This is a genomic window from Desulfitobacterium sp., from assembly GCF_034927245.1.
GTDB lineage: Bacteria > Bacillota > Desulfitobacteriia > Desulfitobacteriales > Desulfitobacteriaceae > Desulfitobacterium_A.
Genome location: NZ_JAYFQK010000025.1, coordinates 1 through 12,361, shown reverse-complemented (window position 1 = coordinate 12,361; position 12,361 = coordinate 1). Strand labels below are relative to the sequence as shown.

Genomic DNA, 12,361 nt, shown 5'->3' with positions numbered 1-12,361 from the left:
TATGTAATGAAACTATATAATCACAGAAGGATAATCCAGAAACGTATCGAAACTTGTAAAATGCCAAGTTATTTTCATTAAAATTAATAAGGGGGGGATATCTTTGTGGCAACGAATCGTTAGGGGCAGTGCTCTTCTTTTTTTGGCACTGGCATTTTTGCTGGGTGCTCAAAACCCGGTGAGCGCATCACCTTTAACAGCAGATACAACACGAATTTATGGAGCAGACCGCATAGCTACTGCCGTCAAGATCTCCCAAGCCGGTTGGGAAGAAGCTTCAACAGTCCTTTTGGCGCGTGCCGATGATTTTCCGGATTCCTTGGTTTCCGTTCCGCTGTCGAAACGCTTAGACGCACCGATCCTGCTAACCTATCCGCAAGAAATGGATCAGAATGTGCTTCAGGAAATTAAGCGCTTAGGCGCAAATCACGTGATTCTGCTTGGCGGGGAGGGAGTGATGGGTTCAACCATTACATCATCACTCAATCAGGCGGGGCTTCAGTGGGAACGAATCGGCGGTGAAGACCGCTATGAAACGGCTGCTTTAGTGGCCGAACGGCTGGGCGGAAACGGGCAGGTTATTTTAGCGAACGGGGAAACTTTTCCTGATGCTTTAGCCGTCGGTCCGTATGCGGGGGTAACCGAAACCCCGATTCTTCTCACCCAAGCGACTGAATTACCGCAATCGACGCAAACTGAACTTAAGAAGTTAGCTGCTGCGAAAACGCTTGTTATCGGCGGGAAAGGTGCAGTTGCTGAAAATGTGGTTCAGGGATTAGCCGGGGTGCAGCGCCTATCCGGTCTAGATCGCTATGAGACTGCCGCAAGTATTTATTGGTATACTCAAGAAAATATTACCAAGGCCCCTGCAAACGGAATTCCGAAAGCGTATTTAGTGACAGGAGAAGATTTTCCGGATGCCTTAGTGTCCGGAGCGCTCGCCGCGAAACAAAACACACCGCTTTTTATGGCCCAGAAAAACGATTTGCCCGGCGTAACATACTCAGCGATGATCAATGCGACAGAGGCGGATCGTCTTTGGGTGATCTTGGTGGGAGGCACCGGTGTTCTGTCAGCCCAAGTTCAGGAGATGGTTGCGGGGACAATTCTTCCGTCTTCGCTTTTAGCGGGAACCACCATCGTTGTTGATCCGGGTCATGGGGGACCCGATCCCGGGGCGATTGGGCCAAATGGGACATGTGAAAAAGATAATACGTTGTCTGTCGGCCTGTACTTAGCTGATCTGCTTCGGTCCTCCGGGGCGAATGTGATACTGACGCGTTCCACGGACGTATCCCCGGCCGGTGCAAATTATACCGAAGCGGAGGATTTAAAGGCCCGTGTTGCTATTGCCAATCAGAATCAGGCTGATCTATTTATCAGTATTCATAACGATTCATTCAGCAACCCTGATGCCGGCGGAACCACGACATATTATTCCTTAAGCAGTTCGGCTGCTAATGAATCAAAGACCTTTGGCCTTGATATTCAACAAGCGCTTGTTAAAGAGCTCGGACTGTATGATCGAAATGTTAAGACTGCTAATTTCTACGTGATTAAAAATACTGCCATGCCGGCCGTCTTGGCCGAGCTTGGATTTATCTCGAATCCGACAGAAGAGTCGCTTCTCAGTTCTTCAGCCTTCCGGAAAAAAGCCGCTGAGGGCATCTACCAAGGGATTCTAGCCTATAAAGGTTATTAAGAATTTATTAAGGGGCTAGCAATCTTGGAATATATTCGGTAAAATAAGAATAAACTTCGTAAATCTTCTCAAAAAAAAAGAAAATATTTTACGAGGTTTGCAGGAATATTGCTTCCGGTACAGAATATCTATTACGAATGTAGAACCTATTATGGGTTTCTCATTAAATGCGTTCTAAAGGGTAGGCCACCCGTGAGGCTGAATATGTCTCTCAGGGGGGACGCCTCCGTAAAGGGGTGGGATGCCTTTAGATATTGCGCAATGTCTAAAGATTTGCGGCTTACATTAAGGGGGTGAAAGCCAACTAGGTATCGTGCAACGCGGTATGGAATCAGGTACATAAAAGCACAACCTATTATTAAAAAGTGCACAAAACCTGAATCCAAAGACAAAATGGTAATCACCAATAAATGAGAGGAGAAATTTACTACATGAGAAAGACGAAAAAGGCTGTAGCATCCCTAGCTATCGCCGGGATGGTACTCTCTATGGCTCCAATGAGTGTATTCGGAGCTACCACTGATTCAAATCGACTCGCAGGCGCAGGCCGCGTGGAAACTGCTATCGCAGTTGCTAATCAAGGATGGGCAAACGGCGCTGACAGCGTTATCGTTGTTCCTGCTGATGACGCTAACATCGTTGACGCTTTGGCTGCTGCTCCTTTGGCAGGTCAATTGAAGGCTCCAATCCTTGTTACTTACAGGGATGCCCTTGATGCTAATGTTGCAAAAGAGATCAAAAACTTAGGTGCTAAAAACGTTTATGCTGTAGGTGCTCTGAGTGCTGACACTGTTGCTTCCTTAAAAGCAATCTCCGGCGTAACTGTAACAGCTCTCCAAGGTGCTGACCGTACAGAAACCGCTGCCAAGGTTGCAGCTCAATTAACCAACGTTAAAGGTTCCTTTGTTGTAGCTTACAACGGTACGGCTGATGCTCTGTCTGCTGCTTCCTTCGCTGCAGCAAATGGTTATTCCATCGTCGTTTCTAATCCGGATGGAACAATCCCTGCAAGCGAAAAAGTAACTGCTCCAGTCTACACCGTTGGCGGTCAAGCTAAATATGACGGCGCTACCAAACTTGCCGGTGCTGACCGTTATGCTACAAATGATGCAGTTAACAATGGACTGACATTCAAATATGATAAAGTGTATGTTGCTAACGGCGAATCCCTCGTCGATGCACTTGCCGGTGCACCATTAGCAGCTCAAACCAATTCCCCAATCGTACTTGCTGATGCAACAAAAGCCGCTACAGGCGTTAATGACAACCTGACCGATAGCAGTAAAGTTATCGCTCTTGGTGGTGTCGGCGCTGTCAGCGATGCAGTTCTTGGCCAAGTTAACAAAGGAAACGTAAATACGGGTGTTGTATCTGTTTCCAGCGTAAAGGCTGCTAGTGCAAACAGCATCAAAGTAGCATTCACTGCTGCTCCTGCTGATACAAGCAAAGTGACTTTCAAAGTCACAAGAGGAACAACCAATGCTCCTATAACCACAACTTGGAATGCGAATAAAACAGAGGCTGTCTTAGCTAGTTCTTCTAACTTCGCTGAAGGTGTTTACAGTGTAGTCGTAAAGAATGGCGATACGGATTTGGGAACAACTTCAGTTGACTTTACCGCACAGAGAGTCGCTAAAATTGAGTTTGATTCCAATAAGTTAGCAGTAGTCACAGGCGGAAAGACGGGTTATGTCTCCTATCGTGCATTAGACCAGTACGGCAATGATATCACCGATAAATATCTCGCAAGCGATAGCTACATTAACTGGACATGCGGGATTGGCAATGTAAAATCAGATAATAAAGGGATATTGACTATAACTCCGTTTGGCTTTAATCCTGATCCAAACCAGGATAAATCAACGACAGTGTTGACACAGTATCAAACGACCGTTATCACTGCTGTAACAAAGAGCCAAAATATTCCTTGTTCAGCAACTGCAACACTTAATATTTCTACTCAAATAGGGACAATCAGTGACATTGCCCTGAATAAACTGGTAACTGCTGACGGTGATGCTGCAGCTCCGCAAGTTGGTGACAGTGAAAAATATTATATCGACTACACCGCCAAAGATATGGCAGGCAACGAAACTAAGTCCTTAACATTAATGGAAAATGGGCTTATTACTATCGACAATAAAGATAAAGAATATAAGCTCGTAACTTCCAATTCTCAATTAGTTACGGCTAAACTTGTTGAAGATCCGAAAGATGATACGAAGTGCGCAATTGAAGTTAGCATCTTAGATCCTGATAACTATACAATGATTGTGGATCAGCCAATTACAATTACTGCTACAAGTTATACAGGAAAAACTGATTCCTTAACATTTAGTCTGAAGAGAGCTCAGAAAGTTAACACCTTTACTCTAATGGCGCCGACACAGACTATCTCTTCTGGTGAAACAGGTGTTGAAATTCCATTTGTAGCGTATGACCAAGATGGAAAACAGCTTACTAAATATACAGATATCACTAAAGATAAAGTTGTAGCATTATCACCTGAAAAGAAAGACGGCGCCACAACTGGTTTGTATTTTGAGGAAAATGCTGACAGTACCGCTTCATTAAAATATGACGCTCCGGTTCTTCCTGTGGGCGCTACTACAGCTCAACAGGAAACCTTAAATGCAACAGTTAACAACACAGGTAATTTCAGTTCTGTAACCATCAATGTAGACGTTGCTAAGAAAGGCGACACACTGAAACTTGATGAATCTGTTCTTATCTCAAGAATGCAGCTAGGTTCAACTCAGGCTCTTGACTTTGGTTATAACGATGGCGGATTCAAGGTTGAAGACCAATATGGCAGGGCCATTGATATGACAAGTAAAAATGTAATTGATGGTGTTACTTACTATGTAAAAGCAAGTGTACCAACAAATGATTATTTAGAGGTTGATTCTACTCAGAACTATGCGTTTGCTGGGCATGAAGTTGTATTAAAAGCTAAAAATAAAGCTGGATCGGCAACAGTAAAATTTGAGTTAATGAAGAGTACTGATGCAACAATTGGTAATGATGATGATTTGTCTTTAGACACAAAAACCCTATCAATGACAGTATTAGCTGATGACAAAATTACCGATTATGTTATAAGTGAAGCACCAAACCCAATCTATGCAACTTCTGATGCAACTCCAACTCCTCAGCAGAAAGATCAGTTTGTTAAATTGATTCTAAATGGTAAAACTTCGTCTGGCAGCAAGGTAGTCCTTGATCCAAGCAAAGTTACTATTGGAACATCATCCAACAGCGATTTCTATACTTTCATGGGTGATGATAATACTCAAACAAAAGTTGCAGCTAATAAATTAGACGCATCCAAGACTGGTTCATCAGCTACAATATCTGCAACAGCTTACAATAGTAATGATATGAGATATCATACCGCAACAACGACTGTAACATCTAAGACAGATGAAGCAGTTGCACAAACCATGGGCTTCTACGCTCAAACGGTTGATAGAGCTGATTCGGTGACTGCAACAGGCATCACTTATGATGGGACTACAGTAACTGTTAACTTAAATGGAACACAAGGTAAATATACCGCTCAAGGTGCAAATGCTGCTTCTTTAGGAATTCCTGCGAATAATGTCCTTAATGCTATTGCGGGCAGAGACTTAACGAGATACACAAATAAAACTGCAGCCGCAGTTCCTAATCAACATGACGCCTTAACAGCGGGCGAAGACAACAGAGGTTATATTTACCTCTATGCTAAAGACCAATATGGTACAAAGGATATGAATTTGTCTCAAGTGAAACTTGCTGATTGCAGTGTAAATGCAAGTAAAACACCGGTAGCGCAGGTTGTAGATAATACCTTAGTATTCAACTATATACCGACTGCTTCTGATTATGTTGTTGTTTCAGGTATTGCTACAAATGGCCAAATGCAAACCATCAAGATTAAATTTGAAGGTACTGTACCTGCATCTACTTTTACTACCGATGTGGCAAACGACAAAACAGCGCTGACAGTAAATTATGATGGAACGGCTTCTACGATTACGCTTCCTACAACAGGAGCGAGTGGTTCAACTATTACTTGGACTGAGAAAACGGATGCTTCAAACGTATCTAGTCTTACAGGCAGTACTGCTACAATCACAAGAAGCAACGCCGACGATACGGATGATCAAGTAACGTATACAGCTACCATTGCTAAGGGCGGTGTATCTGATACTAAAGATGTTACGGTTACAGTAAAAGAAGCTAAGGCTCCTACAGTAACTAGTGCGAACTTCACCGACGCAACACATTTGACACTAGTATTTAGTGAGGCAGTAAATGCAACGGCTGCTAACTTTGCAAATGGTGCCACTAGCGCACCTGGAACATTTACGGTAGATAGTGTTGCTGGTAGTGGAACAAATACTATTACCCTTACGGTTACTGGTACTCCTGCTATTGCAACTGGTGTTACGGGAACAGTTGATGTTAGCAATGTAACCGATTTGGCTGGTAATGCTATTACAGCCGTTACTGGTCAGGTTATTTCTTCAGGATTCTAGTAGAATGCTTGAGGGGAGGTTTTCCACTCGGTCAACCTCCCAACGGGGTCAGACCCTCTCAGGATTTGACAAAAGAGGAAAAGAGATCCGATTTGTTTAGCTTGAACATTTCGGGTCTCTTTTTCTGTTTTTCTCAATGTAACTTACCTGCAATGTAAATGTAATTGTCAACGTAAATTCCGCAGGGATTTACCATATACAAAAAGCAAATAGACACCAAGGGCATGAGTTTCCGGCCTAACCAATCCCAAATCCTGGTGTCCGTTAGTTCATCGTACTTGTTGGTTCCTTCTTCGATTAGACAATCAAAAATAAGTTCGGCATATTCTCTGTCTTCCCGGACCATCTTCCGATAGCACTTTTCTATTTCATAGGGAAAATCCAGCCCATAACTTATGTCGTCGATTTCTCCCTCTAAAAACGATTTCGTCATATCCACCATAGCGTTAATATTTGTCAGACCCATTATTCTTTTTTTCCTTCCTCAACTTCTTTATTGGGTTTCTTCGCATAACAGGATTCTAACAACGTATCCGCCCGGGGTATATAGCTTTCCAATAATTCTAGTTTATTATAAAAATCCAGATTGGTCGGATTCCTAAGTGAAACGTAATTGTCAAATCCTAAGCACATGAATAAAGAAAAGCCCAACCCCAAGGTTGGACCCAAATTTCCTAATTTTTAGTTTTGTAACAGTTAGCCGGAAGCTCTTTCGACCAAGGAACAAACTTTTTAATCCGTTCCGGGTATTGGCTGAAATCGGTATTTGGCATCTCTTTCAATAAATAAACCAGATATTCATAAATTTTCAGGTTATTGACCAGAGCAGTCTGTACGATGCTGTAGACTATAGAACTGTCAATTGTACCCCGGTCTGTTTTCATGGTGACCCAGTTCTTCCTTCCCAGAGTGAAGGGACGGATACTTCTCTCGACTAGTAATCCTAAGCTTAGGATTACTAGTCTTATCCCCAGGATTAGGAAATCCCTAGGTTTGGGCGGGGGCCGCATAGAATCTTAGAATATGTAATAAATCATATGGATTTTGTTAATAGTCGACAAATACTGAAACTATCTGAATCTTACAAGGGGGTAGTTTCATGAGTCGTAACTATGAAGAAGCTGTAAGCAGGGTAATGGAGTACCTTGCTAGCAACAATTACACGTCAAGCATCGTATATAAACATAAGCGATGTTATCGGTTACTTAATGAATATTTGGAATCAATGAAATTGCCGTATTCACCGGAACAGGCTTTGGAATGGTTGGATTCTATTACCCCAGGGTTGTGTCATTCAACTTCCGAATATTACCAGCTAGCTCTGTCCAGGATAAACGAGACCCTTAACTATCATGAAATCAGCAATACCAAAAGTGCATATGAAGCCGTTCAATATTACCAGCATCTGAACCCGTATTATAAAGAACTATTGGATGAATTTTTAGCAGTGCTCTCCAAAAGTCATGGTTTAGGTTCCCTTCACGAGCACCGAGTTTCAGCTTCCAGATTTTTGGACTATTTGTCTAAGTGTGGTTTAAAGAATATCTCTGAGCTTAACCATTCTTCAATTAGAGATTTTTATCTAAATGATCTTCATAAGACCCAGAAGATAAAGGACCGCTACAACGGTCTGATTAGACACTTTCTTAGTCATCTTGCTAACAAAGGTATGGTAAGGGTATCTATTCCATTAACTTTGGATAAATTCGTTATTCAACGACTGGTCCTAGTTCATGAATTGCCCCCAAGTGACAGGGGTATTTTCTATATAACAGCGGGTTCAGATTTTATGGGTGCTCAGGAATTCTACTCAAAAACACTTATACTCAGAAACGTATATATAAAGCGTCATCGCTATTCTAAAACAATGAAAGAAACATTCCGTAAAGCTTGGAAGGAATTGTTTGTCTTCTTGGAAGCCAACGGGCTTAATTATTGCCAGGAAACCGCACTGTCCTGGGCAAACCATATGCAGCACTACACAGTCCAGTGGAGGATGTTTCGGCGTGCAGTTAAAATATTTGAGCAGTTTCGGAATACTGGTGACATCCAACCAGAGATCGTATATACCTACCGGGGGGATAAAGTTGAAAATCTTCCTCTATGGTGCCGGGGTGAATTCAGAAGCTTCATTCTACATAAGTCCCGGGAAGGAGTTGCTGCATCAACAATCCAGATGTATCAAGCTTCCTGCTTACGTTTTTTAGGATTTCTTGACCGGGTTAGGATTACAGCTTGGGATAGGATAACGCCGGAAATCATTAAGGACTTTCACGTTTCTGATCCACATACAACACCAGAAGCAAGAAATGCCTATGCCGCGAAGTGCAGGGGCTTCCTGGAATACTTGGCCGAAAAGGGTTATATCCCATCGACACTGGTACTGGCATTATCAAATGAGTCTGCAGCTCGTGTGGATATCATAAGAACGCTTGATGCCAACGATATTTCTGCTATTTATGAATTTAAAAACCATGCGCACACCGATATACAACTACGGAATGCCACAATGATAATGATTGGCTTGCGGATGGGGATCCGTGCTTCTGACATAACAAAACTGAAGCTGTCGGATATCTCGTGGAAGCAGAGAACCATTTCCGTCCAACAGGCTAAGACGGATAAGTTTCTAAAACTTCCCATGCCAACCGAAGTCGGCAATAGTTTATACCGATATATCATGGATGGACGTCCGGAGACTTCCTCAGATTACCTATTTATTATGCATAGGGTTCCATACGGCAAGTTGGAAAAAGGAGTTTGTGCCAGAGTGCTGAAAAAGGTTCTGAGTAAGGACCCGCATGGCTTTCATGTTACCCGAAAGACCTTTGCATCAAGGATGCTTATTAACAACACAAATCCCACGATGATCGCAGAAACTTTGGGTCGTAGCGACAATTCCACAGTCATGACCTACCTTTCAACTGACGGAAAATCAATGCGACAGTGTGCCATTTCGCTGGAAGGAATCGAAGTGAAAGGGGGTATGCTGTCATGAACCAGATCCTATATCACTATGAAAGCGCATTTGCTCCTTATATTGAAGGACTTATCCGACAGAAAAAAGCTGACGGCTTTATCTACGATTATGAAGCTTACATCCTGAAAACTTTTGATCTTTTCTGTTTGGATAATGGCTATGTTAATCCACTGATAACCCGTGATATTGCCATGAAATGGGCCATCCAAAGAGAAAGTGAAGGAATCAATTACCGTAATCAGCGGGTGTCGTTTCTACGGCAACTTTCCTTATACATGAATTCAATGGGTATAAACAGCTACATTCCGCGCTTCACACCATCGGAAGCTGTTACCGTTCCCCATATTTTAAATCAGGAAGAATTACAGGCATTATTTAAGGAAGTGGATACTTATCTTCCGAACGATTCCAAGTGGCAGCGTTTTGCTATGGAATATCAGTTACTCTTTCGACTATATTACTGTTGTGGGATGAGGCTGTCCGAAGGGTGTAACCTTGAAAAGAAGGATGTTGATCTAGAAAACGGCGTTCTTACCATAAGACGCTCAAAAGGAAGAAAAGATCGCCTGGTGCATATGGCAGATGACCTTACGGCTTTATGCAGGAAATATTTGCAGAAGATTACTAGTCTATTGCCTGATACCATCTGGTTTTTCCCAGGACGTACCCCGGAAAAGCATATCGATAAAACAAGTATTGATAAAAAGTTTAAGCAGTTATGGGCAATGACGCGTTATGCTAGTAAATGTGATAAAGAGCCGACTGTCCATGCCTTGCGACATACTTTTGTAGTAAACCGGATGAATAAGTGGATGGCTGAAGGAATTTCACTGGATGTAATGATGCCGTACTTAAGCAGATATCTTGGTCATTCCGGGATTGAGGGCACCCAGTATTATTAGCATCAGGTAAGTGATGAATTCCGGGTAATACGGCAAAAAGATCTGGTTTCAGATAGGGTCATACCGGAGGTGATTTCATATGAAGAAAAGAACCATCCCCGAAGGGACCCTCTTCTTTATTATGTATTTTTATCTTACAACAAGCATCAACGAAGCTGAGGAAAAAATTGCTATTTTGTTAACTGGCTTTATTTACAGCCATATTATGGTATAATATGGCTGTAAATAATTTAATACTAGAGCCGGACGGACTTGTTAAAGAGATAATCAATATGGGTGTCGAGATTGCACCTTCTTAGGTATCAGGCATTTCCAGCAATTTATCGAAAGGCAAAGTCAGCAAAAGCCTAGTCATGGCCAACGGGGTCAGACCCACTCAGGTCACCCTGAGCTGTTCCAGAGGTCTGAGATTTTATATGCTGGAAAATAACTATAAGAACAAGGTTGAGCATATCGGAGCAAAAGATTTCTATGATGTGGAGAACATCCTAGTTATTTAGTGCGAATGTATAGCGAACATGGAACCCCAGGGGCTTTCGCACCGCGAAATTATAAGAATTATGTTGATATATGCGGGTAGTCGTAGGTTTTTAGTGCAGTTTTGATGGAAAACCCTAATTATTGTGATAAAGACCTTTAAAGAGAGCATGTAATTGTTGCTTTTTGCGGTCGCTCTCTACGAGAGAGGACGAATTGAAATTCCACGGTGCCGGAGACGGTGTCATCGAAGTAGAGTCGCTCTCTACGAGAGAGGACGAATTGAAATTCCTCGAACTCGGTCTTGATGTCGGTCAAGAACCGTCGCTCTCTACGAGAGAGGACGAATTGAAATCGAATTAGTATCATAATGACCACCCGCGAATAAAGTCGCTCTCTACGAGAGAGGACGAATTGAAATCAAAAAGCTGTGGAACTTGATATAATATTTATATTAAGAGTAGGATGGTGAAACGATGCTGGCGGAAGATATTATTAACTATTGGAGAGATTCAGCGGATAAAGACTATTTTACCATGATGAATTTGTTCAAAAGTAAGTTATAGAGAAACTTCTCAAAGCATTATACGTTAAAAATGTTGGCACAGAAAACGTGCCACGAACACATAATTTACTTTTATTAGCAAATAAAGCAGGGCTATCCTTAGACAATAGGATAGAAGATTTGCTTGACCTTATAACAACTTATAATATAAGTACCAGATATCCTGACTACCAACAAACTTTCTATAAGAAATGCACAGGGACATACACCACAGAAAGAATAACAGAGATTAGGGAGTTGAGATTATGGCTGATTTCGATACTGGAGAGCAATTGAATGAAACTATTTTAAAGTATGCGGACAGCCTCAAACAACATTTAGATTTGCATAGCGTGTATCTTTTTGGTTCTTATGCAAAAGGCAAGAGCCACCAAGATAGTGACATTGACATTGCTATAGTTGCTGAAGGCTTTTCAGGTGATATTATTGAGGATACGCATATGTTAATGAAGTTTAGAAGAAATATTGATAAGAGAATAGAACCTCACCCTTTTTCTATACACGAATTTACAGTGGATAATCCGTTTGTAAGGGAAATCATAAATACCGGAATAAAAATCATTTAGGGGGTTGCAACGGAAAGCAAAAGAGCAAGTAGCTCAACCCTAACCGGGGAGCTATTTGCTCTTCTAATAGTGCCGACCATTTCTGCCAGTTGTACAGCCGGGGTGTTATTCCACCCTTTTTTAGGGCATTATGAAACAATCGGGAAGGGCTTTCTGTAACGAAGATAAATCTTGACTACTAATTTTGGTAGAGCCTAGATCCAGAAGCTTTAAATTGGTTAATCCTTTTAAAGATTCAAGGTCATTTATTGATCCGTTATAGTCCAAATTTCCCAAATTTGGTATTTCCTTTAAAGGTGATAGATCTTGAATCTGATCAGAATTGATTTCAAGAAAGACAAGACCGGTTAAGTTTTCTATTCCGGATAAATCTTGACAACCCTTATCAATAAAAAGATTGGGAATATTTTTAACATCACTTTTATAGATATTGGCGGTTGGCTTATAGATAAGTGTTCGAATTGCTTTTTCTAAAACCGGATCTTTAAATTCTATCATCGTGTTATCATTTATATAGCCATTCCTTTCGCTTCGCTCAAGGCACAAAACAGCATGAAATATGTTGCCTTCGAGCTAATTTCTTACTATTCTACAGCCATAGGGATAACAGTTAACTACAAATCACGAGGAGGTGAGTGGGCTGCTC

The 12,361-nt window shown here is 41.8% G+C and carries 11 protein-coding genes; 8 read left to right on the top strand and 3 right to left on the bottom strand.

Going from position 1 to position 12,361, the window contains the following annotated elements; genetic code table 11:
- Positions 1-103: 103 nt before the first annotated feature.
- Positions 104-1,702 carry an N-acetylmuramoyl-L-alanine amidase gene (locus VB077_RS07415; RefSeq protein WP_416337040.1) on the top strand — a complete coding sequence of 533 codons (1,599 nt, stop codon included), beginning with the start codon at positions 104-106 and terminating at the stop codon, positions 1,700-1,702.
- 410 nt (positions 1,703-2,112) lie between these two features.
- Positions 2,113-6,225, top strand: a complete 4,113-nt coding sequence (locus VB077_RS07410; RefSeq protein WP_323414588.1) for a cell wall-binding repeat-containing protein — start codon at positions 2,113-2,115, stop codon at positions 6,223-6,225.
- Positions 6,226-6,358: 133 nt separating this feature from the next.
- Here VB077_RS07410 and VB077_RS07405 read toward each other — a convergent pair whose 3' ends face one another.
- Both VB077_RS07405 and VB077_RS07400 read right to left on the bottom strand, forming a co-directional pair.
- On the bottom strand, positions 6,359-6,691 hold the full coding sequence (locus tag VB077_RS07405; protein WP_323414587.1) for a hypothetical protein: 333 nt from the start codon (positions 6,689-6,691) through the stop codon (positions 6,359-6,361).
- Positions 6,692-6,899: 208 nt separating this feature from the next.
- Positions 6,900-7,235 carry an IS66 family transposase gene (locus tag VB077_RS07400; RefSeq protein ID WP_323414586.1) on the bottom strand — a complete coding sequence of 112 codons (336 nt, stop codon included), beginning with the start codon at positions 7,233-7,235 and terminating at the stop codon, positions 6,900-6,902.
- Between the two features lie 89 nt (positions 7,236-7,324).
- Between VB077_RS07400 and VB077_RS07395 the strand changes: the two genes are divergently transcribed.
- From VB077_RS07395 to VB077_RS07370, 6 genes are all read left to right on the top strand, one after another.
- Positions 7,325-9,223 (top strand): tyrosine-type recombinase/integrase, encoded by a 1,899-nt coding sequence (locus VB077_RS07395; RefSeq protein ID WP_323414585.1) that lies wholly within the window; start codon positions 7,325-7,327, stop codon positions 9,221-9,223.
- Positions 9,220-10,107 carry a tyrosine-type recombinase/integrase gene (locus tag VB077_RS07390; protein ID WP_323414584.1) on the top strand — a complete coding sequence of 296 codons (888 nt, stop codon included), beginning with the start codon at positions 9,220-9,222 and terminating at the stop codon, positions 10,105-10,107. The genes VB077_RS07395 and VB077_RS07390 overlap by 4 nt, the downstream gene beginning before the upstream one ends.
- A gap of 79 nt (positions 10,108-10,186) precedes the next feature.
- A complete protein-coding gene (locus VB077_RS07385) occupies positions 10,187-10,321 on the top strand; it encodes a hypothetical protein (RefSeq protein ID WP_323414583.1) in 135 nt (44 codons plus the stop codon).
- Between the two features lie 479 nt (positions 10,322-10,800).
- Positions 10,801-10,947: a hypothetical protein gene (locus tag VB077_RS16580; protein WP_416337039.1), complete on the top strand. Its 147-nt coding sequence runs from the start codon at positions 10,801-10,803 to the stop codon at positions 10,945-10,947.
- 250 nt (positions 10,948-11,197) lie between these two features.
- Positions 11,198-11,425, top strand: coding sequence for a HEPN domain-containing protein (locus tag VB077_RS07375; protein ID WP_323414582.1), 228 nt, complete (start codon positions 11,198-11,200; stop codon positions 11,423-11,425).
- Positions 11,395-11,715, top strand: coding sequence for a nucleotidyltransferase domain-containing protein (locus VB077_RS07370; protein ID WP_323414581.1), 321 nt, complete (start codon positions 11,395-11,397; stop codon positions 11,713-11,715). Before VB077_RS07375 ends, VB077_RS07370 begins: the two co-directional genes overlap by 31 nt.
- A 120-nt stretch (positions 11,716-11,835) precedes the next feature.
- On the opposite strand, the gene VB077_RS07365 is transcribed toward VB077_RS07370, so the two are convergent.
- Positions 11,836-12,213: a hypothetical protein gene (locus VB077_RS07365; RefSeq protein WP_323414580.1), complete on the bottom strand. Its 378-nt coding sequence runs from the start codon at positions 12,211-12,213 to the stop codon at positions 11,836-11,838.
- Positions 12,214-12,361 lie beyond the last annotated feature (148 nt).